We start from the raw sequence: 24,970 nt of genomic DNA, 5'->3' as shown, positions 1-24,970 counted from the left end.
CATGTCCGAGGACGAGAAGAACCCCGCCCGCGAGATCATCGCGGACTACGCGCAATCCCACTTCCGCTACTTCCGCACCGCTGACGGGACCGTGTACGCGCAGCGCAACGGCCACCCCGTGGCCCGCCCGATGCGCTCCCAGGGCACCACCGGCAGCCACCGCCAGGAACTCATCGTCGGCATGTACCGCGACGGGGTCGGCGTGTTCAACGGGACCGCGCTGAAAGAGGCGTTGGACCTGATCGAAGCCCTCGCCCTGTATGAGGACACGCACGCCGTGCACATCCGCGTCGCCCCCGGATTTGACGGGGCGACCTGGCTGGACCTGGGACGCGACGACGGGCAGTCCGTGCGCATCCACCCCACCGGCTGGGAGATCACCGTCCCCGACCCGCAGGAAGTGTGCTGGCGGCGCACCCAGCTCACCGGGGAACTCCCCCTGCCCGCCCGGGACACCAACGGCAAAGGCATCGACCTGCTGATGGGGCTGTGCAACTTCGCCGGCGCGGAGACCGAGTGCCTGGCCATCGCGTGGCTGATCGGCTGCCTCGGACCGTCCGTCCCCGTCCCCGCCCCCTTCCTCACCGGCCCCCAGGGCGCCGGGAAGTCCACCGGCGGACGCATGCTCGTGCGGATCATCGAGGGCATGAGCGGGGACCTGCGCCGGGCCCCCAAAGACGAAGAGAACCTGATCGCGGCAGTCTCGGCGGGATGGATCACCGCGCTGGACAACCTCTCGCACATGTCGCCGGACCTGTCCGACGCGATGTGCTGCATCGTCACCGGAGCCGAGAACGTCAAGCGCGCCCTGTTCACGGACGGGGACGTCTTCCGCGTCGGCTACCGCCGGCCACTACTCCTGACCGGTATCGACGTCGGCGTCATCCGGCCCGACCTCGCCGAACGCCTGCTTCCGCTCCGGTTGGAGCGGCCCCGCGTGCGGCGGACCGAGGCGGAACTGTGGGCGGAATACGCGGAAGTGCTGCCCGTCGTCCTCGGGTCCCTGCTCGACCTCACGGTCAGGGTCCGCGCGGCGCAGGCGGAGACCCCCACCGACCTGCGCATGGCCGACTTCGCCCACCTGTGCGCGCAGTTCGACGCGGCCACCGGGCTCGGAGCACTGCCCGCGTACCGGGCCCGGCTGGACGACCTCAACGACGACGTCATCGAAGGCGACCTCTTGGCACAGACCGTCCTGAGGCACGCCGACACCATCGAGCCGGGCACGGCGCAGCGCATGACGTCCACGGAGTGGCTGTCCTGCCTCAGCCGCCTCTACAGCGGCGACGAACTCCGTGCCGTGCCCAAGGGGTGGCCGACCACCGGCAAGGTGCTCTCCGACCGTCTCAAGCGCCTACAGCCCACCCTCGCCGCACGAGGTGTCCTCATCGACTCTGGCCGCACCAGCCAGGGTCGCTACCTCGAAATGACCCGCCCCGCCCCGACACCCCCGCACGAGCAACAGCGGATGCTCTGACCGCGATCCACACGCTCACGCGGACAAGCAAGAAGAGCACCACCTCCCGAGCCGCGGCGTGCTCCTCTTGCTGTTCGGGGCGCAGCCCCGCCCCAAGGACGCGCCGCGCAGCGGCTCCTTCTTCACGCTCTGAGCGCCACCGCACTACGACAGACACCCCCTCTCTTTGTCTTAAGAGGGAAGACCCTGCGTCATCTGCGTCACGCGAGCCAGAAAGCGGCCCCTGAGCTGCGACTACAGGCATGACGCAGACGGCCGCACCTGCGTCATCCCGCGTCATCTGCGTCATGGACCACGTCACCGATGACGTAGCCCGTGACGCACCCATGACACAGGCCTCGCCACCCGCGTCACCTAAAGCCGCAGGTCAGGAACCTGAATGACGCTGGCGACGCAATGACGCAGAAATCCACACCTAGGACAGGCACGCCACCCTCCGCAAGGCCTCCAAGCCCGCCCCTTGTCGCTAGGGAGATCTCTGAATGGACGTAACCCCCGTCGACGCATTCGACACCACCCTCGTGCTGCTCACCGTCGAAGAGGCGGCTCGTCGCCTCCGTATCGGTCGCACCACGTGCTTCGCACTCATCCGTACCGGCGAACTGGAGTCCATCGACATCGGTCGCCTCCGTCGCGTCCCCGCGGACGCACCCGCTGAATACCTCGCCCGCCGGCGCGCAGCCAAACGAGCTGCGTGACGCCACCCGGGGCGGCGGCCCTTCTGGACACGAAGGGTCCGCCGCCCCGGTCTCCATTTCGACATGACGAACAGGGGTCTGCCGGTGGCAGAGAAAGAGAAGAAGGGCACCCGCCGTGCCAACGGCGAAACGGCCATCTACTTCGGGGCGGACGGTCGGTGGCACGCCCGTGTGCCGATGGGCTACAAGGACAACGGGGAGCCCTACCGCCGACACCTGACCCGCAAGACGCGCGAGGACCTGGTCGCGGAAGTCAAAAAGCTAGAGAAGCAGCGCGACGCGGGCTCAGCGAGCCAACCGGGCAAGCCATGGACGGTTGAGAAGTGGCTTCAGCACTGGGTTGAGAACATCGCCAAGCCAACCGTCAGCGAGAACACCTACGACGGCTACGAGGTGGCCGTTCGCGTTCACCTCGTGCCTGGCATCGGCAAGCACCGCCTTGACCGCTTGCAGCCCGAACACCTGGAGAGCCTGTACCGCCGTATGCAGGCGAACGGGGCGCGCAAGGCGGGTACGGCTCACCAGGCCCACCGCACCGCCCGCACCGCGCTGGGGGAGGCGGTACGGCGCGGCTACACGGCGAAGAATGCCGCCGCGTTGGCGAAGCCGCCACGGATGGAAGAAGACGAATCAGAGGTAGAGCCCTACTCCGTAGACGAAGTGCAGTGCCTGCTACTCGAAGCCAACAGGCGCCGGAACAGTGCCCGTTGGATGCTGGCGCTGGCGCTCGGACTACGGCAGGGCGAGACGCTCGGACTGCGCTGGGCTGACGTCGACCTGGACAACGAGTACCTGAAGCTGCGCCGGAACCGTCTGCGCCCCCGGTACGAGCACGGGTGCCCACAAGCCTCGCCGTGCGGCCGAAAGGCGGGGTACTGCCCCGGCAAAGTGCAGGTCCGGCGCGAGACCAAGAACACCAAGTCCCGGGCCGGCCGCCGTGCAGTGCCCCTGCCCGGCCCGCTGGTCTCGATGCTCCGTGCACACCGCGAGACGCAAGCGCGCGAGCGCAAGGCGGCCGGCGACCTGTGGACCGAGTCGGACTACGTGTTCACCAAGCTGTTGGGTGGCCCTCTCAGCCCCAACACGGACTATCACGACTGGAAGCGGCTACTCGAAGACGCTGGGGTCCGGGACGGCCGGCTGCACGACGCCCGGCACACGGCCGCCACCGTCCTCATGCTGCTCGGTGTCCCAGCCCGGGTCATCGACCAGATCATGGGATGGGAACCGGGAACTTCCGACAGCATGAGGGCGCGGTACCTGCACGTGCCCGACGCGATGCTGAAGGACGTCGCCCGGAAGATTGCCGAAGCCATCTGGGGACCCCCGGAAACACCCGCTGTGGACAAAAACCAGGACAACGGGGCCTGAGGACAACGTCGAAGGGCCCCACCTCGCGGTGGGGCCCTTCGACGTATTGCCCGGTGAGAGCAATGGCGGAGGATACGAGATTCGAACTCGTGAGGGGTTGCCCCCAACACGCTTTCCAAGCGTGCGCCCTAGGCCACTAGGCGAATCCTCCGCGGCAAACAATACAAGACGTTGAGGAGTGCTCGCGAACTCGTTCCCCCCGCTCAGATCCTGTAGCCTGTGCGGAGCCCCTCACGCGGCGCTATCTGACTGAACTCCCCCAGGGCCGGAAGGCAGCAAGGGTAGGTTGGCTCTGGCGGGTGCGTGGGGGGCGCTTGCGTCTCCGGTATCTGTAGCCGTGGCCGAGGCTCGTCACCGGCCCCCGTTGTCAGTGCGCGCCTATAACCTCGTACGCGTGTCGTCTCTCGCGCTGTACCGCCGTTATCGCCCGGAGTCGTTCGCCGAGGTCATCGGGCAGGAGCATGTAACCGACCCGTTGCAGCAGGCGCTGCGGAACAACCGGGTCAATCACGCGTACCTGTTCAGCGGGCCGCGTGGCTGTGGCAAGACGACCAGTGCGCGGATTCTGGCCCGGTGCCTGAACTGCGAGAAGGGCCCCACGCCCACACCCTGCGGCGAGTGCCTGTCCTGCCGTGACCTCGCGCGCAACGGGCCCGGGTCGATCGACGTGATCGAGATCGACGCCGCTTCGCACGGTGGTGTGGACGACGCCCGTGAGCTGCGCGAGAAGGCCTTCTTCGGGCCCGCGAGCAGCCGGTACAAGATCTACATCATCGACGAGGCCCACATGGTCACGTCGGCCGGCTTCAACGCCCTGCTCAAGGTCGTCGAGGAGCCCCCGGAGCACCTCAAGTTCATCTTCGCGACCACCGAGCCCGAGAAGGTCATCGGGACGATTCGGTCGCGGACGCACCACTACCCCTTCCGGCTCGTGCCGCCTGGCACGCTTCGTGACTACCTCGGCGAGGTGTGCGGGCGGGAGAACATCCCCGTCGAGGAGGGCGTGCTGCCGCTCGTCGTGCGCGCGGGCGCCGGTTCCGTGCGTGACTCCATGTCCGTCATGGACCAGCTGCTCGCGGGCGCGAGCACCGACGGTGTGACCTACGCCATGGCGACCTCCCTCCTCGGCTACACGGACGCTTCGCTGCTCGACTCCGTGGTCGAGGCCTTCGCCACCGGTGACGGTGCCGCCGCCTTCGAGGTCGTCGACCACGTCATGGAGGGGGGCAACGACCCCCGCCGTTTCGTCGCCGACCTGCTGGAGCGCCTCCGCGACCTGGTGATCCTCGCCGCCGTGCCCGACGCCCTGGAGAAGGGCCTCATCGACGCCCCGGCCGACGTCCTGGAACGTATGCAGGCCCAGGCCGGCACCTTCGGCGCGGCCGAACTCAGCCGCGCCGCCGACCTCGTCAACACCGGCCTGACCGAGATGCGCGGCGCCACCTCACCCCGCCTCCAGTTGGAGCTCATCTGCGCCCGCGTGCTGCTCCCCGCCACGTACGGCGACGAGCAGTCCGTCATGGCCCGCCTCGACCGGCTCGAACGCGGCGTCAACTTCTCGGGCGGCGGGGGAGCGCCCGCCATGGGGTACGTCCCCGGACCCGACGCCCATGGCGGCCGTCCCCAGCCGCAGGCCCAGGCCCCGACGCAGGCCCAGGCCTACGGAGGAGGCGGCGGTGCCCCAGCCGTCCCGCCGGGCGGCGGTGCCGCTGCCGCCCGGGCTGCCGTACGAGGCCCAGGCGCACCCGGAGCCGCCCCGGCCCCCGCCCCCGCGACGCCATCCGAGCAGCAGACCCCCGCCCCCGCCGCCGCCTACTCCCAGCCCGCCCCGCCGCCCCAGGCACCCCCGCAGCCGCAACCCCAGGCACAACCCGCTGCCTCCGCTCCCGCCCCCGGCGCCTGGCCCACCGCCACCGCCGCAGGCAGCGGTCGCCGCCCGGGAGGCTGGCCCACGGCAACCCCGGCCGGCGGTGGACAATCCCCGTCCGCCCACAGCGCACCCGCACCCCCCGCTCCCGCCCCCGTACCGGCCACCGCACCCCAGGCGCCCGCCGCGGCCCCCGCCCAACCCCCGGCCGGCAGCCTCGACCCCCGCATGCTCTGGCCGAACATCCTGGAAGTGGTGAAGAACCGCCGCCGTTTCACCTGGATCCTGCTCAGCCAGAACGCGCAGGTCACCGGCTTCGACGGCACGACCCTCCAGATCGGCTTCGTCAACGCCGGGGCGCGGGACAACTTCAACAGCAGCGGCAGCGAGGACGTACTGAAGCAGGCGCTGGCCGAGCAGTTCAACGTCCAGTGGAAGATCGAGGCGGTCGTCGACCCGTCGGGCGGCGGCACCCCACCCCCGCAGCCGGGCGGCGGCTCGTACGGCGGAGGCGGCGGCTTCGGTGGTGCCCCGTCCGGCGGCTACGGCAACCCCGGCCCCGCCGCGCCCGCCTCCCGCCCGGCATCCCCGCAGCCCGCCTCCGCCTCCCCGCCCGCACCCACGAACACCACGAACTCGCCCTCGGCACAGGCACCCGCCCAGCCCCAGCCTCCCGTCGCGCCCTCCCCGGCCCCCGTCCACCACACCGTCTCCGCCGAGGACGACACCCCGGAGGACGACGACCCCGACCTGGACGAGTCGGCTCTCTCCGGCCACGAACTGATCGTGCGGGAGCTCGGAGCGACGGTGATGGAGGAGTTCACGAACGAGTAGGCACCGCCCGCGCCTCGCAGTAACGACCCCGGCACGGACCGCACCTCTGAACCCCGCCCCACTCCGATGCCCAGGGACGCGAGGAACTGCGCGACCAGCCCCCACGCACGCGCACCCCGCAATGGACCCGAGCCACCCACCTCCGACCCGGAGGTGACGCAGGGCTCCCCTCGTCCAACCCCCGCCCCGACCCACCACACCCTCCCCGTGTCCTAGGCTGACCCCCGTGAACGTCCTTGTCATCGGTACCGGCGCCCGCGAACACGCCCTGTGCCGTTCTCTGTCCCTCGACCCCGACGTCACCGCGCTGCACTGCGCCCCGGGCAACGCCGGCATCGCCGAGGTCGCCGAGCTGCACCCGGTCGACGCGCTCGACGGCGCCGCCGTGGCCGCGCTGGCCACGGAGCTCGGTGCCGAGCTGGTCGTGGTCGGTCCGGAGGCACCCCTTGTCGCGGGGGTCGCCGACGCCGTGCGCGAGGTCGGCATCCCGGTCTTCGGCCCGTCCGGGGAGGCCGCGCAGCTGGAGGGTTCCAAGGCCTTCGCCAAGGAAGTGATGGCGGCGGCCGGTGTCCCGACCGCCCGTTCCTACGTCTGTACGACGCCGGCGGAGGTCGAGGAGGCCCTCGACGCCTTCGGTGCGCCGTACGTCGTGAAGGACGACGGACTGGCCGCCGGCAAGGGTGTCGTGGTCACCGACGACCTCGACGCGGCGAAGGCGCACGCCAACGCCTGTGAGCGGGTCGTCATCGAGGAGTTCCTCGACGGGCCGGAGGTGTCGCTCTTCGCGATCACAGACGGCGTGACGGTCGTCCCGCTCCAGCCCGCGCAGGACTTCAAGCGCGCGCTCGACGGCGACGAGGGCCCGAACACGGGCGGCATGGGTGCGTACTCCCCGCTGCCGTGGGCCGACCCGAAGCTGGTGGAGGAGGTACTCCAGTCCGTCCTCCAGCCGACCGTCGACGAGCTGCGGCGCCGCGGCACCCCCTTCTCCGGCCTCCTGTACGCCGGTCTCGCGATCACGTCGCGCGGTGTGCGGGTCATCGAGTTCAACGCGCGCTTCGGCGACCCGGAGACCCAGGTGGTCCTGGCCCGGCTGAAGACCCCGCTGGCCGGCGTCCTGCTCGCCGCGGCGAACCGCACGCTCGAAGACCTGGCCCCGCTGCGCTGGAGCGAGGACGCGGCGGTCACCGTCGTCATCGCCTCGCACAACTACCCCGACACCCCGCGCACCGGCGACCCGATCACCGGCCTCGACGAGGTGGCCGCGCAGGACGCCCCGCACGCGTACGTGCTGCACGCCGGGACCAGGCACGACGGTGACGCGGTCGTCAGCGCGGGCGGCCGGGTCCTGTCCGTCACGGCGACCGGCGCGGACCTCACGCAGGCCCGCGAGCGCGCGTACGCGGCCGTGGCCCGGATCCGCCTGGCCGGTTCCCAGCACCGCACGGACATCGCGGCGAAGGCGGCGGCAGGCCAGTAGACAACGGTTGTCGATGAACCCCGCAGGCCCCGATCCCGTCTCAGGGTTCGGGGCCTGAACCTTGCCCTCACCCTTGCCCTCCGTCATCCACCTTTCCCCTGAGCCATTCCATCGAGTGACCGATGCCCCATCCGGCTGACGGGGGCCGGGGCCCCAACTATGGTGCGGCGCAAGCGTTCCGGCACTTGGCCCACCGGCATTGCGATGTCAGTGGCGGGTGCCACAGTGGGGGAGTGAGCAACGCCAGCAGAGCGGGACAGCACGGAGGGGGTGAGGTCCGGTCGTGACCGGTATGGGTGTGGAGGCGGGCGCGCAGGCGGCGCGTTCCCGGGCCTTGGCCGTGCTGCGCATCCGCAGCCGTGCGCTGGCCGTCGCCCTGTTGCCCGCCGCCGTCGCGGTGATCCTGCTCGCCGGCGGTTCCACCAGCCATCTCGTGGGCCCGGGCTGGGACCTCGCCCGCTGGATCATGGGCGTGGCCGCCGTTCTCGTGCTGCTCGCGGCCGGTGCCATCGCGCTGGTCGTCGCCCGCTCCCGCCCGGCCGTGAGCCCTACGGTCGCGATCGCCGAGGAGTCGGCCCCCGACCTGTACCGCATGGTGCGCGACCTGGCCGACCGCCTCGACGTCCCCGCGCCCTCCGCGATAGCCCTCACCCCGGACTGCGACAGCTGGCTGGAGGACCGCACCCACCCGGCCCACGGCCCGCTCCCGCAGGAGGACCGCGACGAGATCACGGGCGTACGCGGCCTCACCCCGGCGCGCTCCCGTCGTACGGCGGCCTCGCCCGTCCTCGTCATCGGCTCCCCGTTCCTGTGGTGGATGCGGGTCGGCGAGCTGCGCGCGGTGCTCGCCCCGGTCGTCGCGGGTACGGGACCCTCCGCGCACCCGGACATAGCCGCGGCCCGCCGTTTCGTACGGGGCCTGGACGCGGCGGTGGCCGTGGCCTCGGCACCCCGTGGCCCCGTGTTCCGCTCGGTGCTCGCCGGGGTCGGCTGGGTGGCCCGGCTGCTGCTGCGCAGTTGCCGGGTGCACGCGGCCGAGATGGAGCGGGGCGTGGCCACCGCTGCCGCCGAGCGTGCACAGGCTGTGGATTACGGACTGCGGATCGTCGCCCAGGAGCAGGTGGGGCTGGCGTACGCGGGCTGGGACCGGCTGCTGACCCGGGTCGCGCTGCCCGCGTGGCGGATGGGCCGCTGGCCGTCCCGGTTGGACGCGGGTGTCGTCGCGGCGCTCACCGAGCTGTCCCGCCGCGACCGGCTGGCGGAGGGCTTCGCCTCCCGGCTCGGCGAGCGTCCCGCCTGTGACCTGCTCGAAGAGCCCGGCACGATCGACGAGGCGACCTCGCTGCTGGCCGCCCGCCTCTTCCACGGCGGCCCGGCCGAGGCCGGTCCCGACTGGGCGCCGGTGGACTGGCAGGAGTACCCGGAGGAGGTCGTCGACCGCACCTGGCGCACCGACGCGGCCCGCCTCCACCGCGTCCTGGACACCCTCGGCGTCCGCCGTTCCCCCGACCCCGTCACCCCGCACCACGACGCCCCGACCCTGGCCCGGGTGGTGGACCACCTGACGGACCCGGCGGCGGACGCCTCCGGCCGGTACGCGGATTCGGACACGGACACGGACGACGAGCGGTACGCGACCGCGCCGACCGCCGCCACTCCCACTCCACCCACGGAACCGGAGACCGCCGCCCAAACCCCCGAGCACTACAAGGCGATGGCCGCCGACGACGACGAAGAGCTCGGCGAAAGGTGCTCCCCGCACAGCGCGGCCCTCGCCGCCGGGCTCACCGCGGAGTTGGCGCGAGAGGAGGCGGCGGCCCCGGCGACCGGTTCGGCGCCGCCCGGGCAGGGGCCCGACTCCGCGCTGTGGGACGACGGCTCGCTGCCTCTCTTCCCGCTCCAACCGCCGCGCAGCGGGAGGGAGTTGCTCGCCGATCACGTCACGGCGATGGTGTGCTGCGCCGCGATGGACACGGCCGGCGCGACTCCCGGCCTGGACTGGCTCGACGGCCCCACCCTGCTCGTCAACGGCACGAGAGCGGCCGACCTCGCCCCGAGGGTCCTCAGCCTCGTGGAGGACGGCGACCCGGCCCCGCTGCGGGCATGGCTCATCGACCTGGGCATACGCCCGGAGAAGCCGGTACGCCTCGTCTGACACCCGGGTCCCCTCGACGGAACCTGTGCTTCCACTTTCGGTCAATTCGCAACGACCAGTGACAGAGTGCGTGCTTAATGTGATGTGCTGGGGCCGATCCCGTATGCCGTCCGGTATCTGGCAAAGGCTTGCGGCATACGACAGTTGGGCGAAGCAGCACCGCGGGGGCGCACGAGGGAGGGGAGCGACATGGGGTCGGAGCAGATCCGCCGCTGGGAGTCGGGAGCGCTGGCGCACGCCGTGACGGACCCCTTCGGACAGGGCCCCGTCCCCTGGCTCCGCGGCAGCGAGACCTACTTCGACGACACCGGTCACGTGGTCCCCTGGTACGTGGACCCGGCCCCCGCCCAGCCCCCGGCGCACGCCCCCGGCAGGAACACCCCCAAGGTCCCCGCCCCGCGCGCCTCCGCGTCCGGCGGCGGCCCGCGCTCCGCCGACGACGTGCGCCGCCAGATCAAGGGATTCACCAACGCGAGCGCGGTCGCACCCGGCGAGGCCCTCGACTTCCACGTCACCGTCGACCCGCCTCAGGAATTCGGCGTCGACATCTACCGCATCGGCCACTACGGCGGTGACGGCGCCGCCAAGATCACCACCAGCCCCCGCCTCTCGGGCATCGTCCAGCCCCCGCCGCTCACCGCAGACCGTACGGTCTCCTGCCACCACTGGTGGCTGTCCTGGCGGCTGCAGATCCCGAGCTACTGGAGCATCGGCGCCTATGTCGCCGTCCTCACCACCGCCGACGGCTACCGCTCCCACATCCCCTTCACGGTCCGCGACAACCACCCCGCCGACCTGCTCCTCCTGCTGCCGGATATCACCTGGCAGGCGTACAACCTCTACCCGGAGGACGGCCACACCGGCGCTAGCCTCTACCACGCCTGGGACGACGACGGCCGGCTGCTCGGCGAGTCCGAGGCCGCGACGACGGTCTCCTTCGACCGCCCGTACGCGGGCGCCGGCCTGCCCCTGCACGTGGGCCACGCCTACGACTTCATCCGCTGGGCAGAGCGCTACGGCTACGACCTCGCCTACGCCGACCACCGCGATCTGCACGCGGGCCGTGTCGACCCCACCCGCTACCGGGGGCTGGTCTTCCCGGGCCACGACGAGTACTGGTCGACCCCCATGCGCCGTACCGTCGAACTGGCCCGCGAGCACGGCACGTCACTCGTCTTCCTCTCCGCCAACACCATGTACTGGCAAGTGGAGTTGGCGCCTTCCCCGTCCGGTGTCCCCGACCGGCTGCTCACCTGCCGCAAGCGCCGGGGCCCGGGCCGCCCGGTGCTGTGGCGCGAAGTCGACCGCCCCGAGCAGCAGTTGGTGGGGATCCAGTACGCGGGCCGGGTCCCCGAACCGCACCCACTGATCGTGCGCAACGCCGACCACTGGCTGTGGGAGGCGACCGGCACCGCCGAGGGCGAGGGCATCGAGGGCCTGGTCGCGGGCGAGGCCGACCGATACTTCCCGCGCACCCAGCTCCCCCCGCACGAGGAGCGCATCCTGCTCGCCCACTCCCCGTACACGGACAACGAGGGCGCCCTCCGCCACCAGGAGACCTCCCTCTACCGCGCGCCGTCCGGCTCCCTCGTCTTCGCCTCCGGCACCTTCGCCTGGTCACCGGCCCTGGACCGCCCCGGCCACGTCGACGCCCGCGTCCAGCGCGCCACCGCCAACCTCCTGGACCGCATCTGCAAGCACGACTGACCCCGTGACCGGAGGCCGGCCGCGCATACGGGACAATCGAGCCAGTTGGAGAGACCCACTGGAGGAACCGTGTCCGGATTCGTAGAAAAGCCCGAGCCGCTCCAGGTCCCGGGCCTGACGCACCTCCACACCGGCAAGGTGCGCGAGCTGTACCAGAACGAGGCGGGCGAGCTCGTGATGGTCGCCAGCGACCGCATCTCCGCGTTCGACTGGGTGCTGCCGACGGAGATCCCCGACAAGGGCCGAGTCCTCACGCAACTGTCTCTCTGGTGGTTCGACCAGCTCGCCGACCTGATCCCCAACCACGTCCTGGGCACCGAACTCCCGCCCGGCGCCCCCGCCGACTGGGCGGGCCGCACCCTGATCTGCAAGTCCCTCAGCATGGTCCCGGTGGAGTGCGTGGCCCGCGGCTACCTCACCGGCTCCGGCCTGCTGGAGTACAACGCGTCCCGCACGGTCTGCGGCCTCGCCCTCCCCGAGGGCCTGTCCGACGGCAGCGAACTCCCCGCCCCGATCTTCACCCCGGCCACCAAGGCCGCCGTAGGGGAGCACGACGAGAACGTGTCGTACGAGGAGGTCGCCCGCCAGGTCGGCGCCGACACCGCCGCGCAGCTGCGCCAGGCGACCCTGGCGGTCTACGGTCGGGCCCGGGACATCGCCCGCGAGCGGGGCATCATTCTCGCGGACACCAAGTTCGAGTTCGGCTACGAGGGCGAGACACTGATCGCCGCCGACGAGGTCCTCACCCCGGACTCCTCCCGGTTCTGGCCGGCCGAGACCTGGGAGCCGGGGCGCGCGCAGCCGTCGTACGACAAGCAGTTCGTGCGCGACTGGCTGACCGGGCCGGAGTCCGGCTGGGACCGCAAGAGCGAGCAGCCCCCGCCGCCGCTGCCGCAGCAGGTCGTGGACGCGACCCGCGCGAAGTACATCGAGGCGTACGAGCGCCTGACGGGCCAGAGCTGGAGCTAGGGCGGGCAGCGGATACGCAAAAACCCCGGTCCACCCGGACCGGGGTTTTTACTTGGAGCGGACGACCAGGTTCGAACTGGCGACCTCAACCTTGGCAAGGTTGCGCTCTACCAACTGAGCTACGTCCGCGCTGCGCCGTGGCGCGAGAGCAACTATACCCAACCTCGCTCGCGTGCGAGACGCACTGCCGTATGACGGTTCTCGGCACCGAGTTTCGAGGCGGCCGAGGAGAGATAGTTCCGTACGGTCCCCTGGGACAGCGCGGCCCGTTCGGCGATCTCCGCGACCGGCGCCCCGTCGGCGGCCAGTTCCAGGACCTCGGCCTCGCGCGCGGTCAGCGGGGAGTCCCCGGCGGAGATGGCGTCGGCGGCCAACTCAGGGTCGACGTACCGCTGTCCGGCATGCACCGTGCGGATGATCTCCGCGAGCCGCTGCGCGCTCACCGTCTTCGGGACGAACCCCCGCACACCCGCCGCGAGCGCCCGCTTCAGATGCCCGGGCCGACCGTGTCCGGTCACGATCAGGATCTGACAGTCGGGCAGTTCGCCCCGCAGAGATGTGGCGACCTTCACACCGTCCGCCCCCGGCATCTGCAGATCCAGTACGGCCACATCGGGCCGATGCGCCCTCGCCATCGCCAGCGCCTCGGGCCCGGTCGCCGCCTCCGCGACCACCAGCAGATCGTCCTCGAGCCCGAGCAACGCGGCCAGCGCCCCCCGGATCAGATGCTCGTCATCGGCGAGCAGCAGCCGTACGACGGGGGCGGTCACGACGCGGCACCCCCCGCCACCGCCGGCAGCGGCACAGTCGCCCTCACCCGGAAACGGTCCTCGTCCACAGCCCCCGCCTCCAGCTCCCCGCCCACGGCGCTCAGCCTCTCCCGCAGCCCGACGAGCCCCGCCCCACCGCCGCCGGAGCGGATACCCCCGCCGCCGGAACCGGTACCCCCGCCACTGCCCCCGCTCCCCCCGTCGACAGCCTTCGCCCCGTCGTTCTCCACCGTCAGCACCACGCTCCCCTCCGTAACCCGGACCGCGACCGCGCAGCGCCCCGCGTTGCCGTGGCGCAGGACGTTGGTCGTCGCCTCGCGGACCACCCAGCCGAGTGCGGACTGCACCTCGGCGGGCAGTCCCGCCGCCTCCCCGGTCACCTCGCACTCGATGCCCGCGGCGGTCAACACGCCCTGCGCACCGGCGAGTTCGACGTCGAGTGCGGCTTCGCGATAGCCCCGTACGACATCGCGCACCTCCCGCTGCGACTCGCGCGCGATCCGCTGCACCTCGATCATCTGCTCCACGGCCTCGGGCCGCCCGCGCCGTGCCAGCTGTACGGCGAGTTCGCTCTTCAGCGCGATCACCGACAGGTTGCGGCCCATCACGTCGTGCAGGTCGCGGCCGAAGCGGAGGCGTTCCTCGGCGACGGCGAGCCGGGCCCGGGTCTCGCGGGCCTCGTCGAGTTCGTAGACGGCGTCGAGGAGCCAGACGGAGAAGACGGCGGTGAAGGCGAGACCACCGCCCGCGACGAGGACGATGAACGCGGTGACGAGCGCGGCCGGGGCGGCCACCCCGAGCGCGAGCTGGAGGACCAGCGTTCCGCCGACCACGCCCGCCACCACCGCGAGGACCTGCCGCAGACCGCGCACCCCGAGCGTCAGGGTGCCGGTGCCGAAACTCAGCACGCCCACCAGGAGCGTGGTCGCGGCGGCCTGCGCCTGGTCGTCGCCGGGACTCCGTTCCCCGAGGACGACCGCGACGACGGCGATCAGCGCGGTCACCGCCCCGAGGAACCACAGCAGCCGTACCGGCTGTGCCCGCCGGCCGCGCGTCCAGTCGAGCGCCCGGGAGGCGGTGGCGGAACAGAGCAGCGCGTGCAGGGTCACCAGCACCGCCATCCAGCCCGCGACATCCGCCCCGACCTGTGAGAACAGCGGCAGCCCGACCGCCGCGACCTCGACCAGCGCGAAGAAGTGGAACGACCACCGGGTGTACGCCTCGACCTTCCCGGGCGTGGTCTTCCGCCCCCACCAGCCGCCGGAGCCCCCCGCGCCCCCCGCGCCCCCCGCACCGCCTTCGTCGCCGAAGCCTCCAGGTGTCCCCATGATCCGGTGCTCCCCGTACGTCAGCGCCGCGGTTCCCAGCGGAACCACCGCCGTACAGCAAACACCGCGAGGACGGTCCAGGCCAGCGCGGTCAGGACGGCGCCCAGTGCGTCGTAGGCGGAAAGGTCGCCGTTCCAGCCGCCGCTGATCAGCCGGATCGCGGGGGAGAGGGGGAGGAACCGGCAGACGTCGGCGACCCGGTCGGACAGGAGCTGGAGCGGGACGATGATCCCGGATCCCATCATGGACACCAGGACCACCGGCAGCGCGGTCACCTGCGCGCTCTCCGCCGTCCTGGTCACGCTCGCCGTGAGGGCGGCCAGCGCGGCGCACAGGAAGAGGCCGAACAGCAGCCCCAGGAAGGCGAGTTGGGGCGTCTTGGGGGCCCCGGCGTCGAGCAGCAGCACACAGGCCGCGGCCAGCAGCACGGACTGCACGAACCCGAGGCACACGGCAGGCAGCGCGGTCCCGGCGAGGATCTCGGAGTCGCCGAGCTCCCCGGTGCGCAGCCGCTTGAGGACGAGCTCCTCGCGGCGCGCGACGAAGGCGCTGACGAGGGACGAGTACACGGCGAAGAGCAGTGAGAAGCCGATCGCGGCGGTCAGCATCACCGAGCCGACCGACAGTCCCTCCCCCTTCAGATTCATCTGGTCGATCGCGGGCCGCACGCTGAACGGCAGCGCCAGCGGCACGAACAGCGCCGTGACCACCGCGTTCCGGTTCCGCCCGAGCAGACTCAGCTCGGCCCGCCCCAGGGCCCGCATCCGCCCGGCGGGAGTAGTTGCCACGCCACTCATACGGCCACCTCCTGCTCCCGCGCGATCCCCAGGAACGCCTCTTCCAGCGAGGCCGACCGCATCTCCAGCCGCCGCAGCTCGATCCGCGCCCGTTCCGCCCACACCAGCAGCCCGGTCGCCGCCCGCTGCAGTTCATGCGTCTCCAGCCGTACGACCGTCCCGGCCACCTCGTGCCCGACGACCCCCAGTTCGCCGAGCGGCGGCAGGTCCCCCACGAAGTAGCCCGCGGGCAGTTCGAAGGAGATCCGCGAGGGCCGCCCCGCCGTCACCTCGGCCGGAGTGCCGGTGACCGCGATCCGCCCTTCGCTCATGATCGCGAGCCGGTCGGCGAGGCCCTCGGCCTCCTCCAGGTAGTGCGTGGTCAGCAGCACGGTCGTCCCGCCGTCGCGCAGTGCCCGCACCAACTCCCAGGTGTCCCGGCGCCCTTCGGCGTCAAGCCCGGTCGTCGGCTCGTCGAGGAACAGCACCTCGGGCTCCCCGAGCAGCGCGAGCGCGAGATCGAGCCGCCGCCGCTCACCCCCGGACAACTGCTTCACCCGTACGGCGGCCCGCCGCTCAAGACCGACCAGCGCGAGCGCCTCCGGCACCGGCCGCGCCCCGCTCGTGCAGCCGGCCCACATCCGCGCGGTCTCGGCGACGGTCAGCTCGGACGGGAAGCCGCCCTCCTGGAGCATCACGCCAGTGCGCGGCCGTACGGCGGCCCGCTCGGTGTGGGGATCGTGGCCGAGGACCCGCACCCGGCCGCCGGACGGCGCCGCCAGCCCCTCCAGCACCTCGACGGTCGAGGTCTTGCCGGCGCCGTTGGTGCCGAGCAGCGCGAAGACCTCGCCGCGCCGCACGGAGAATGTGATCCCCCGCACAGCCTCGAACCCGCCCCCGTAGACACGGTGTAGGTCGGTGACCTCAATCACGTGTTCGTGTTCGTTGGTGTCCATGGCTCCAGCGTCCCGGCGGCGGGGGCGCGGCAGCAGTGCGCGGTGTCATCACTCGGCATGACAAATGTCAGACGGGCGCCCGGCACCCGACGGGCGTCGGGGCACACGAAAAGACCCCGGTCCAGTGGACCGGGGTCTTGTTCCCGAGCGGACGACCAGGTTCGAACTGGCGACCTCAACCTTGGCAAGGTTGCGCTCTACCAACTGAGCTACGTCCGCATTGCCTCCGACCGGCTCTCACCGATCGGCGCGAGCACCAGCCTACCCGATCCACCAGAGTGGTCCGGACGGTGATGCAGAGCGGGTGACAGGAATTGCACACTGCGCCTTCCCCCTGGAAGGGGGATGTTCTGCTACTGAACTACACCCGCATGTACTCCGTGAGCTGGGCCTTTCGGCCTCGCCCCTCGGCGTGCTCCGAACTCTAGCTGACCAGGAGGGGTGCTGCGCAAGTCGGTTCCCCCGAGGGCCCGGTGACCGGTCGTCGGGGGAACCGCGCGGTCCGGCTACTGCGCGGCGGCGAACGCCTCGTAGACCTTCTTGGGGATGCGTCCGCGGGCCGGTACGTCCATCTTGTTCGCCTGTGCCCAGGCCCGGACGGCCGCCGGGTCCGGAGCGACCTCGGTCTGGCGGTAGGCCTTGCCCGACCTCGACCGCTTGCGACCTGCGTCCACGTACGGCGCGAGCGCCTTACGCAGTTTCTTGGCATTGGCTTGATTCAGGTCGATCTCGTACGACTTGCCGTCGAGTCCGAAGGCGATCGTCTCCGCCGCTTCCGAGCCGTCGATGTCGTCAAAGAGAGTGACCACGACCTTCTGCGCCACGAATATCGGTCCCTTCGTGCGACACCTGAAACCGCACTATCCGCGAGGGCGCACGGAGACGCCACGGAGGTGCGGAGATGTCGACTGTCCGCCTGTTAATGGGCAAAGTATCGGCTATTGCCAATTCATTTGTACAGTGCCCGGCAATGCAATGTGAAGCCCGACTAAATCTTCCCGCGTGTCTCCGCGCAATAGTGAACGGGGATCGATCCGGGATCTTTCCCTGAACTTTTCGTGAAGACCCCCACCCGATGCCGGATCGTGACGGTCCTCACGTAGATTCCTACAACTCTACCCGCGTAGAAATTTTGTGCGGGTAGTCTGAAGACACCTGTCGAAGACCCGCAGGAACACGCTCAGCACCACAACACCGGGAGTGCCAGTGGCACGCGTCGTAGTCGACGTCATGCTCAAGCCGGAGATCCTCGACCCCCAGGGCCAGGCGGTCCAGCGTGCGCTGCCGCGCCTGGGTTTCGAAGGCATCTCCGACGTACGTCAGGGAAAGCGATTCGAACTGGAAGTTGACGGCCCGGTCGACGAGGCCGCGCTCGCCCGCATCCACGATCTTGCGGAATCCTTCCTCGCCAACACCGTGATCGAGGACTTCACCGTCAAGGTGGAGGAAGTCGCGGAGGCCGCGAAGTGACCGCTCGTATTGGCGTCGTCACTTTCCCGGGCAGCCTCGACGACCGGGACACCCAGCGCGCGATCCGCCTCGCCGGCGCCGAACCGGTCGCCCTCTGGCACAAGGACAAGAACCTCCACCAGGTGGACGCGGTAGTCCTCCCGGGCGGTTTTTCCTACGGCGACTATCTGCGCGCGGGGGCGATCTCCCGCTTCTCGCCGGTGATGGGGACGGTCATCGAGCAGGCGAAGTCGGGACTCCCCGTCCTCGGTATCTGCAACGGCTTCCAGATCCTCACCGAGGCGCACCTCCTCCCCGGCGCGATGCTCGGCAACAACCACCTGCACTTCATCTGCCGTGACCAGAAACTGCGGGTGGAGAACGCGGACACGTCCTGGACCGGTGACTACACCGCGGGCCAGGAGATCCACATCCCGCTGAAGAACATGGACGGCCGCTACGTCGCCGACGAGCACACGCTCGACGAGCTGGAGGCCGAGGGCCGGGTCGTCTTCCGCTACCTCGACATGAACCCGAACGGCTCGCTGCGCGACATCGCCGGCATCACGAACGCCGCCGGGAACGTCGTAGGCCTCATGCCGCACCCCGAGCACGCGGTCGAGCCGCTGATCGGGTCCGGCCGCACCGACGGCCTTCCCTTCTTCACCTCGATCCTCAAGAAGCTGGTCAACGCATGAGCCGGACGCCTCTGGACACGGTCGAGCACGCGGCCGAGACCCCCGACGTCGAGCTGCCCTGGGCCGAACTCGGCCTGAAGAAGGACGAGTACGAGCGGGTCGTGGAGATCCTCGGCCGCCGGCCCACCGGTGCCGAGCTCGCCATGTACTCCGTCATGTGGTCCGAGCACTGCTCGTACAAGTCCTCCAAGGTCCACCTCCGCCAGTTCGGCGAGAAGGCCCCCCAGTCCGACGCCCTGCTCGTCGGCATCGGCGAGAACGCGGGCGTGGTCGACGTCGGCCAGGGCTACGCGGTCACCTTCAAGGTGGAGTCGCACAACCACCCGTCCTACGTCGAGCCCTACCAGGGCGCGGCCACGGGCGTCGGCGGCATCGTGCGCGACATCATCGCGATGGGCGCCCGCCCGGTGGCCGTGGTGGACCCCCTCCGCTTCGGCGCGGCCGACCACCCCGACACCAAGCGCGTCCTCCCGGGCGTCGTCGCGGGCATCGGCGGCTACGGCAACTGCCTGGGCCTGCCCAACATCGGCGGCGAGGTCGTCTTCGACGCCTGCTACCAGGGCAACCCGCTGGTCAACGCCGGTGCCATCGGCGTCATGCGGCACGAGGACATCCACCTCGCGAAGGCCTCCGGCGCCGGCAACAAGGTCATCCTCTACGGCGCCCGCACGGGCGGCGACGGCATCGGCGGCGCGTCGATCCTGGCGAGCGAGACCTTCGACGACGCGAAGCCGTCGAAGCGGCCGGCTGTCCAGGTGGGTGACCCCTTCCAGGAGAAGCTGCTGATCGAGTGCACGCTCGAGGCATTCGCCGAGAAGCTGGTCGTCGGCATCCAGGACCTCGGCGCGGCCGGACTCTCCTGCGCCACAAGCGAGTTGGCGTCCAACGGCTCCGGCGGCATGACGGTCACCCTGGACGACGTACCGCTGCGCGACTCCACGCTCTCGCCCGAGGAGATCCTCATGAGCGAGTCGCAGGAGCGCATGTGCGCGGTGGTCGAACCCTCGAAGGTCGACCGCTTCCTGGAGATCTGCGAGAAGTGGGACGTCATCGCCACGGTCATCGGCGAGGTGACGGACGGCGACCGGCTGGAGATCTTCTGGCACGGCGGCAAGATCGTGGACGTCGACCCGCGCACGGTCGCGCACGACGGCCCGGTCTACGAGCGCCCGTACGCCCGCCCGTCCTGGCAGGACGCGCTTCAGGCGGACGACGCCAACAAGCTTGCCCGGCCCGGCACTTCGGAGGAACTGAAGGCCCAGGTCCTGGCCCTGGTGTCGTCCCCGAACCAGGCGTCGAAGAAGTGGATCACCTCGCAGTACGACCACTTCGTGCAGGGCAACACTGTGCTGGCGCAGCCCGAGGACTCGGGCATGATCCGCATCGACGAGGAGACCGGCCTCGGGGTCGCCATCGCGACGGACGGCAACGGCCGCTACGCGAAGCTGGACCCGTACGCGGGCGCGCAGTTGGCGCTCTCTGAGGCCTACCGCAACGTGGCGACGACGGGCGCGAAGCCCCTCGCGGTCTCCGACTGCCTGAACTTCGGTTCGCCCGAAGACCCGGCGGTCATGTGGCAGTTCGCGGAGGCCATCCGTGGACTGGCCGACGCCTGCCAGCAGTTGGGCACGCCGGTCACGGGCGGCAACGTCTCGCTCTACAACCAGACGGGCGAGGTGGCCATCCACCCGACCCCGGTGGTCGCGGTGTTGGGCGTGATCGACGACGTGGCGCGCCGCACGCCGGTCGCCTTCCAGGAGGAAGGGCAGCTGCTCTACCTCCTCGGCGACACCCGCGAGGAGTTCGGTGGTTCGGCCTGGTCGCAGGTCGTCCACGACCACCTCGGCGGACTGCCCCCGAAGGTCGACCTGGAGCGGGAGCGGCTGCTCGCCGAGATCCTGATCTCCGCGTCCCGCGACGGCATGATCGACTCGGCGCACGACCTGTCCGACGGCGGTCTGATCCAAGCGGTAGTGGAATCAGCCCTGTTGGGCGAGAAGGGCGCGCGCCTGATCGTCCCGGACGGCCTGGACGCGTTCACCTTCCTCTTCTCGGAGTCGGCGGGCCGCGCGGTCGTCGCCGTCCCGCGCTCGGAGGAACTCCGCTTCAACGACATGTGCGGCGCACGGGGCCTGCCGGTCACGCGCATCGGTGTCGTGGACGGTGACTCGGTGGATGTTCAGGGCGAGTTCGCGCTCTCCCTGGAGGAGCTGCGCGAGGCGCACGAGGCAACGATCCCCGCGCTGCTGGCGTAGCGCACGGGTGGGAAAAGCGTCCGTGGAACGGTCACCCTGACCGCTCCACGGACGCTTTCGCTTGTCAGGCCCCGTGCTGGTCCTGGTCGAAGAAGGCGAACGGGTCCTGGCCGATGGCCTCGTTGGTGGCCAAGGCCTCGGCGGCGGCTTTGGCGCTACGGGGGAACAGTGCCTCCTCGTACGCGATGAGCGCCCGCTCGATGTCGTCCGGGTACGCGGCGATGGCGAGGGCGAGTTCGGCGCCGTCCTGCATGGCGAGGTTGGCGCCCTCGCCGTCCGGCGGCGCGAGGTGGGCGGCGTCGCCGACCAGGGTCACTCCCGGTGCTCGTTCCCAACGGTGGCCGATCGGCAGCGAGTTGAGGGGGCGCAGCACCGGGTCGGTGTCGCTGTCGGTGATCAGGGCGGTGATCTCGGGGGCCCAGCCCTCGAACTCCGTGGCGATCCGCGCGGTGGCCGCCGCGGCATCGGTGAAGTCGATGCGGTCGAACCACTCCAGCGGCCTGGCCAGCGTCACATAGGCGTGCAGTGTCTCGCCGCTCTCCCGGTGTGCCGCGATCCACTTCCCGTTCGTGGTCTTGTCGAACACGAACAGCGATCCGCCGCCGACCGCCTTCGCGGCGGCGGGATGCCGGGTCCCGGCGTCGTACAGGTAGGTCTCGACGAAGGTCCGGCCGAAGTACTCCGGGGTGGCGTCGGACAGCAGCGGCCGTACGCGGGACCAGGCGCCGTCCGCGCCGACGAGCAGACCGGTGGTGACGGTGCCGCCGTCCGCGAAGGTCACCTCGTGCCGGCCCTCGCCGAGACCGCGCACCCCGGTGAGCTTGTGGCCCCAGCGCACGGTGCCGGCCGGGAGCGAGTCGAGCAGGATCTGCCGCAGCTCGCCGCGCTGCACCTCGGGGCGGCTGCCCGTGCCGTCGTCGGGCTCGTCGAGCAGGACGGTGCCGTCCGGCGCGAGGACACGGGTCGCCTGCCGCCCCGGCAGGACGATGGCGCGGAACTCGTCCAGCAAGTCGGCCTCCTCCAGGGCGAGTTGGCCGTTGTAGTCGTGGATGTCGAGCATCCCGCCCTGCAGCCGGGCCATCGGTGAGGCCTCCGCCTCGTAGACCGTGGCGGGTATGCCGTGGACGTGCAGGACACGGGCGAGGGTCAGTCCGCCGAGTCCGGCGCCGATGATCGTGACGTGCGTGGTCATGACGATTCCTTGGGTGTGACGGGCCCACCGGACGGCTGCCCGACGGGATCCCCGCCAGGTTTCAACGCGGCGCCGACAGCCCGCCGACGTACCGCCGACACCCCCGACAGACCGCCGATACGGCGCCCTCCCGTCGGCTCACCCGCGGCGCGGTGGCCCCCGGTGACGGAACCGCCTTTGCCCGCCCCGGACTTGGGCAACCGCCAGGGCGGCACCGCAGCCACGCCCATCAATCCGGCCCCGCCCCGGAACACCACCTGCGTCGGGCCAGTAGCGTGCGAACGCCGCCGCCCCCGAACGAGCCGAGCGCGCCTTGGCGTCGGTGGAGAACTGGCTCGGCGACCACACGCGAAAAACCACCGTGAGACCGCCCCCCGGCAACCACTAGGCTCCCCGCCATGCCCACCGCCAAGAAGCGCGCCCGCACCTACGACCCGGCGAAGACCCGCACCGCGGTGCTCGCCCAGTTCGGGAACGTACGGGAGGCGGTGGCGGGCCTCGGCCCCGAGCAGCTCGCGCTGCCGACCCGGCTCGGGGAGTGGACCGTGCGGGAACTCGTCGCGCACATCGGCATGGCGGTCACCGCCGTCCACCGCGCCCTCGACCGGCCGGCCCCGCCCGCGCAGGACGCCGTGCTCCTCGACTGGCCCTTCGCCACCGCGGCGAGCTCCTCCGCCATCGCGGACTTCACACGGACGCTCGCCGAGCAGCACCCCGACCTCGGCGCCTACCTCGCCGACATCGAGCAGACCCTCACCGGGCACCTCGACGCCCACCCCGGCACCCGGCTGCTCGAAACCAACGCGGGCGCCATGCCCCTGGCCGACTACCTCGTCACCCGCACCGTCGAACTCGTCGTCCACACCGACGACCTGAACGCCGCGGTTCCCGGCCTCGCGATCCCCTACGACCGTCAGGCCCTCGCCGCCTGCACCCGGCTGCTGGCCGACGCGCTGGCCGTGAAGGCGCCCGGCGGTTCGACGGAGGTGCGGATCCCGCCGTACGCGGTCGTGCAGTGCGTGGAAGGGCCCCGGCACACCCGCGGCACCCCGCCCAACTTCGTGGAGACCGACCCGCTGACCTGGATCCGGCTCGCGACCGGGCGGACGTCGTGGAAGGACGCCGTGGAGGAGGCGAAGGTCCGTGCGAGCGGGGAGCGGGCCGACCTCGGGGGGCTGTTGCCGATCATGTCCTGAGGGCGGTTCGGGGCCGGTCGGGGCGCGGCAGGATGTGCGACCGCTCACCTCGTAGGGCGGGCGACGGGGACGCCGTAGCGTCGCTTTCCGCGTTTTCGCTGGTGAGGGCGGTGGCGTCGGGGAGTGATCCATTGCAGGCGTGTATCCCGAATTCGGACCAGTGGTCGATCTCGCCTACACTCGGTGCCGTGCCACGTGGTGACGGTCGACTCAGTCATGATCTGCTCCCCGGCGAGAAAGGACCCCAGGACGCTTGTGGCGTCTTCGGAGTCTGGGCTCCCGGTGAAGAGGTCGCCAAGCTCACTTACTTCGGGCTCTACGCCCTCCAGCATCGAGGCCAGGAATCCGCGGGAATCGCGGTCAGCAACGGCTCCCAGATCCTCGTCTTCAAGGACATGGGCCTCGTTTCGCAGGTCTTCGACGAGACCTCGCTCGGTTCGCTCCAGGGTCATATCGCGGTCGGTCACGCCCGCTACTCGACCACCGGCGCCTCCGTGTGGGAGAACGCCCAGCCGACGTTCCGCGCCACCGCGCACGGTTCGATCGCGCTCGGCCACAACGGCAACCTGGTCAACACCGCCCAGCTCGCGGAGATGGTCGCCGACCTCCCCAAGAAGGAGGGCGGCCGCACCCCGCGAGTGGCCGCGACCAACGACACCGACCTCCTGACGGCGCTGCTCGCCGCCCAGGAGGACCTCGACGGCAAGCCCCTGACCATCGAGGAGGCCGCCCACGCGGTCCTCCCGCAGGTCCAGGGCGCCTTCTCGCTCGTCTTCATGGACGAGCACACCCTCTACGCGGCCCGCGACCCCCAGGGCATCCGCCCGCTGGTCCTCGGCCGGCTGGAGCGCGGCTGGGTAGTCGCCTCCGAGTCCGCAGCCCTCGACATCTGCGGCGCCGCCTACGTCCGCGAGATCGAGCCGGGCGAGTTCGTCGCCATCGACGAGAACGGCCTGCGCACCTCCCGATTCGCGGAAGCGAAGCCCAAGGGCTGTGTCTTCGAGTACGTCTATCTGGCCCGCCCCGACACCGACATCGCCGGGCGGAACGTGTACCTCTCCCGTGTGGAGATGGGCCGGAAACTCGCCAAAGAAGCTCCCGTCGAGGCCGATCTGGTCATAGCGACTCCGGAGTCCGGCACCCCGGCCGCGATCGGCTACGCGGAGGCCTCGGGCATCCCGTTCGGCGCCGGCCTGGTGAAGAACGCCTACGTCGGCCGTACGTTCATCCAGCCCTCGCAGACCATCCGGCAGCTCGGCATCCGCCTGAAGCTGAACCCGCTGAAGGAAGTCATCAAGGGCAAGCGCCTGGTCGTCGTCGACGACTCGATCGTGCGCGGCAACACCCAGCGGGCGCTGGTGCGCATGCTCCGCGAGGCCGGGGCCGCCGAGGTCCACATCCGGATCTCCTCGCCGCCCGTGAAGTGGCCCTGCTTCTTCGGCATCGACTTCGCCACCCGCGCGGAACTCATCGCCAACGGCATGACCATCGACGAGATCGGCACCTCGCTGGGCGCCGACTCCCTGTCGTACATCTCCCTCGACGGCATGATCGAGGCGACCACCATCGCCAAGCCGAACCTCTGCCGCGCCTGCTTCGACGGCGAGTACCCGATGGACCTCCCGGACCCCGAGCTGCTCGGCAAGCAGCTCCTGGAGACCGAGCTGGCGGCCGGTCCGGCCGCCACGGCCGCGGGGGGGGCCGGGCGGCGGCCCGCCCCCGCGCCCCCGCGCACCCCGCCAACCTCCAGCGCGTAGCTAGAACGTGAGAAGTAAGTAGATACAAACAAAAG

The 24,970-nt window shown here is 70.9% G+C and carries 19 protein-coding genes, 4 tRNA genes and 1 other RNA gene; 14 read left to right on the top strand and 10 right to left on the bottom strand.

The window, feature by feature from the left end:
- Position 1 precedes the first annotated feature (1 nt).
- The 3 genes from ACFXC1_RS44950 to ACFXC1_RS44940 all read left to right on the top strand — a co-directional run bounded on the left by ACFXC1_RS44950 (position 2) and on the right by ACFXC1_RS44940 (position 3,546).
- Positions 2–1,477 carry an ATP-binding protein gene (locus ACFXC1_RS44950; protein WP_381254557.1) on the top strand — a complete coding sequence of 492 codons (1,476 nt, stop codon included), beginning with the start codon at positions 2–4 and terminating at the stop codon, positions 1,475–1,477.
- Between the two features lie 482 nt (positions 1,478–1,959).
- Positions 1,960–2,175: an excisionase family DNA-binding protein gene (locus ACFXC1_RS44945; protein WP_381254554.1), complete on the top strand. Its 216-nt coding sequence runs from the start codon at positions 1,960–1,962 to the stop codon at positions 2,173–2,175.
- A gap of 84 nt (positions 2,176–2,259) precedes the next feature.
- A complete protein-coding gene (locus ACFXC1_RS44940) occupies positions 2,260–3,546 on the top strand; it encodes a tyrosine-type recombinase/integrase (protein WP_381254553.1) in 1,287 nt (428 codons plus the stop codon).
- A gap of 63 nt (positions 3,547–3,609) precedes the next feature.
- Here the strand turns inward: ACFXC1_RS44940 and ACFXC1_RS44935 are convergent.
- Positions 3,610–3,697, bottom strand: a tRNA-Ser gene (locus ACFXC1_RS44935).
- 72 nt (positions 3,698–3,769) lie between these two features.
- Here ACFXC1_RS44935 and ffs point away from each other — a divergent pair.
- From ffs to ACFXC1_RS44905, 6 genes are all read left to right on the top strand, one after another.
- Positions 3,770–3,864: signal recognition particle sRNA small type (ffs, locus tag ACFXC1_RS44930), an RNA gene on the top strand.
- 76 nt (positions 3,865–3,940) lie between these two features.
- Positions 3,941–6,247 (top strand): DNA polymerase III subunit gamma and tau, encoded by a 2,307-nt coding sequence (locus ACFXC1_RS44925; protein ID WP_381254551.1) that lies wholly within the window; start codon positions 3,941–3,943, stop codon positions 6,245–6,247.
- 226 nt (positions 6,248–6,473) lie between these two features.
- Complete coding sequence (gene purD, locus ACFXC1_RS44920; protein WP_381254549.1) at positions 6,474–7,727, top strand: phosphoribosylamine--glycine ligase; 1,254 nt, start codon at positions 6,474–6,476, stop codon at positions 7,725–7,727.
- Positions 7,728–8,019: 292 nt separating this feature from the next.
- The gene (locus ACFXC1_RS44915; RefSeq protein WP_381254644.1) at positions 8,020–9,882 is read left to right on the top strand and encodes a M48 family metalloprotease; all 1,863 of its coding nucleotides are present in this window, start codon (positions 8,020–8,022) and stop codon (positions 9,880–9,882) included.
- A 189-nt stretch (positions 9,883–10,071) separates the two neighbouring features.
- Complete coding sequence (locus ACFXC1_RS44910; protein ID WP_381254546.1) at positions 10,072–11,589, top strand: N,N-dimethylformamidase beta subunit family domain-containing protein; 1,518 nt, start codon at positions 10,072–10,074, stop codon at positions 11,587–11,589.
- A 69-nt stretch (positions 11,590–11,658) separates the two neighbouring features.
- Entirely contained in the window at positions 11,659–12,558 is a 900-nt protein-coding gene (locus ACFXC1_RS44905) for a phosphoribosylaminoimidazolesuccinocarboxamide synthase (protein WP_381254543.1), read from the top strand.
- 53 nt (positions 12,559–12,611) lie between these two features.
- On the opposite strand, the gene ACFXC1_RS44900 is transcribed toward ACFXC1_RS44905, so the two are convergent.
- From ACFXC1_RS44900 to ACFXC1_RS44865, 8 genes are all read right to left on the bottom strand, one after another.
- Positions 12,612–12,687: transfer RNA gene (locus ACFXC1_RS44900), tRNA-Gly, on the bottom strand.
- Positions 12,688–12,710: 23 nt separating this feature from the next.
- Positions 12,711–13,328: a response regulator gene (locus ACFXC1_RS44895; protein ID WP_381254542.1), complete on the bottom strand. Its 618-nt coding sequence runs from the start codon at positions 13,326–13,328 to the stop codon at positions 12,711–12,713.
- A complete protein-coding gene (locus ACFXC1_RS44890) occupies positions 13,325–14,656 on the bottom strand; it encodes a sensor histidine kinase (protein ID WP_381254539.1) in 1,332 nt (443 codons plus the stop codon). Before ACFXC1_RS44890 ends, ACFXC1_RS44895 begins: the two co-directional genes overlap by 4 nt.
- A gap of 20 nt (positions 14,657–14,676) precedes the next feature.
- Positions 14,677–15,453, bottom strand: coding sequence for an ABC transporter permease (locus tag ACFXC1_RS44885; protein ID WP_381254536.1), 777 nt, complete (start codon positions 15,451–15,453; stop codon positions 14,677–14,679).
- Entirely contained in the window at positions 15,450–16,388 is a 939-nt protein-coding gene (locus tag ACFXC1_RS44880) for an ABC transporter ATP-binding protein (protein ID WP_381254533.1), read from the bottom strand. The genes ACFXC1_RS44885 and ACFXC1_RS44880 overlap by 4 nt, the downstream gene beginning before the upstream one ends.
- Before the next feature lie 146 nt (positions 16,389–16,534).
- Positions 16,535–16,607, bottom strand: a tRNA-Gly gene (locus ACFXC1_RS44875).
- Positions 16,608–16,687: 80 nt separating this feature from the next.
- A tRNA-Gly gene (locus tag ACFXC1_RS44870) sits at positions 16,688–16,759 on the bottom strand.
- 135 nt (positions 16,760–16,894) lie between these two features.
- Positions 16,895–17,212 carry a histone-like nucleoid-structuring protein Lsr2 gene (locus ACFXC1_RS44865; protein ID WP_019073805.1) on the bottom strand — a complete coding sequence of 106 codons (318 nt, stop codon included), beginning with the start codon at positions 17,210–17,212 and terminating at the stop codon, positions 16,895–16,897.
- Between the two features lie 382 nt (positions 17,213–17,594).
- On the opposite strand from ACFXC1_RS44865, the gene purS reads away from it, so the two are divergent.
- Genes purS through purL form a run of 3 tightly spaced genes read left to right on the top strand, consistent with a single transcriptional unit; the run spans position 17,595 to position 20,790 of the window.
- Entirely contained in the window at positions 17,595–17,858 is a 264-nt protein-coding gene (gene purS / locus ACFXC1_RS44860; RefSeq protein WP_015659417.1) for a phosphoribosylformylglycinamidine synthase subunit PurS, read from the top strand.
- Positions 17,855–18,535: a phosphoribosylformylglycinamidine synthase subunit PurQ gene (purQ, locus tag ACFXC1_RS44855; protein ID WP_381254529.1), complete on the top strand. Its 681-nt coding sequence runs from the start codon at positions 17,855–17,857 to the stop codon at positions 18,533–18,535. The genes purS and purQ overlap by 4 nt, the downstream gene beginning before the upstream one ends.
- Complete coding sequence (gene purL / locus ACFXC1_RS44850) at positions 18,532–20,790, top strand: phosphoribosylformylglycinamidine synthase subunit PurL (RefSeq protein ID WP_381254526.1); 2,259 nt, start codon at positions 18,532–18,534, stop codon at positions 20,788–20,790. Before purQ ends, purL begins: the two co-directional genes overlap by 4 nt.
- A 64-nt stretch (positions 20,791–20,854) precedes the next feature.
- Here the strand turns inward: purL and ACFXC1_RS44845 are convergent, their stop codons facing one another.
- The gene (locus ACFXC1_RS44845; protein ID WP_381254523.1) at positions 20,855–21,982 is read right to left on the bottom strand and encodes an FAD-dependent oxidoreductase; all 1,128 of its coding nucleotides are present in this window, start codon (positions 21,980–21,982) and stop codon (positions 20,855–20,857) included.
- Positions 21,983–22,380: 398 nt separating this feature from the next.
- On the opposite strand from ACFXC1_RS44845, the gene ACFXC1_RS44840 reads away from it, so the two are divergent.
- Both ACFXC1_RS44840 and purF read left to right on the top strand, forming a co-directional pair.
- Complete coding sequence (locus ACFXC1_RS44840) at positions 22,381–23,178, top strand: maleylpyruvate isomerase family mycothiol-dependent enzyme (protein WP_381254521.1); 798 nt, start codon at positions 22,381–22,383, stop codon at positions 23,176–23,178.
- Between the two features lie 188 nt (positions 23,179–23,366).
- Entirely contained in the window at positions 23,367–24,935 is a 1,569-nt protein-coding gene (gene purF / locus ACFXC1_RS44835) for an amidophosphoribosyltransferase (RefSeq protein WP_381254519.1), read from the top strand.
- Positions 24,936–24,970: the final 35 nt, after the last annotated feature.

The organism is Streptomyces hokutonensis (assembly GCF_042751305.1).
GTDB classification, from domain to species: Bacteria; Actinomycetota; Actinomycetes; order Streptomycetales; family Streptomycetaceae; genus Streptomyces; species Streptomyces hokutonensis_A.
The sequence above is the reverse complement of the archived record's forward strand: the minus strand, read 5'-3'. Positions and strand labels throughout refer to the sequence as shown.

Excerpts from the sequence above, each read along its gene's own strand:
- ACFXC1_RS44950 (WP_381254557.1), top strand. The coding sequence starts at position 2 with ATGTCCGAGGACGAGAAGAACCCCGCCCGCGAGATCATCGCGGACTAC.
- ACFXC1_RS44945 (WP_381254554.1), top strand. The coding sequence starts at position 1,960 with ATGGACGTAACCCCCGTCGACGCATTCGACACCACCCTCGTGCTGCTC.
- ACFXC1_RS44915 (WP_381254644.1), top strand. The coding sequence starts at position 8,020 with ATGGGTGTGGAGGCGGGCGCGCAGGCGGCGCGTTCCCGGGCCTTGGCC.
- ACFXC1_RS44910 (WP_381254546.1), top strand. The coding sequence starts at position 10,072 with ATGGGGTCGGAGCAGATCCGCCGCTGGGAGTCGGGAGCGCTGGCGCAC.
- ACFXC1_RS44890 (WP_381254539.1), bottom strand. The coding sequence starts at position 14,656 with ATGGGGACACCTGGAGGCTTCGGCGACGAAGGCGGTGCGGGGGGCGCG.
- ACFXC1_RS44885 (WP_381254536.1), bottom strand. The coding sequence starts at position 15,453 with ATGAGTGGCGTGGCAACTACTCCCGCCGGGCGGATGCGGGCCCTGGGG.
- ACFXC1_RS44880 (WP_381254533.1), bottom strand. The coding sequence starts at position 16,388 with ATGGACACCAACGAACACGAACACGTGATTGAGGTCACCGACCTACAC.
- purL (WP_381254526.1), top strand. The coding sequence starts at position 18,532 with ATGAGCCGGACGCCTCTGGACACGGTCGAGCACGCGGCCGAGACCCCC.
- ACFXC1_RS44845 (WP_381254523.1), bottom strand. The coding sequence starts at position 21,982 with ATGACCACGCACGTCACGATCATCGGCGCCGGACTCGGCGGACTGACC.
- ACFXC1_RS44840 (WP_381254521.1), top strand. The coding sequence starts at position 22,381 with ATGCCCACCGCCAAGAAGCGCGCCCGCACCTACGACCCGGCGAAGACC.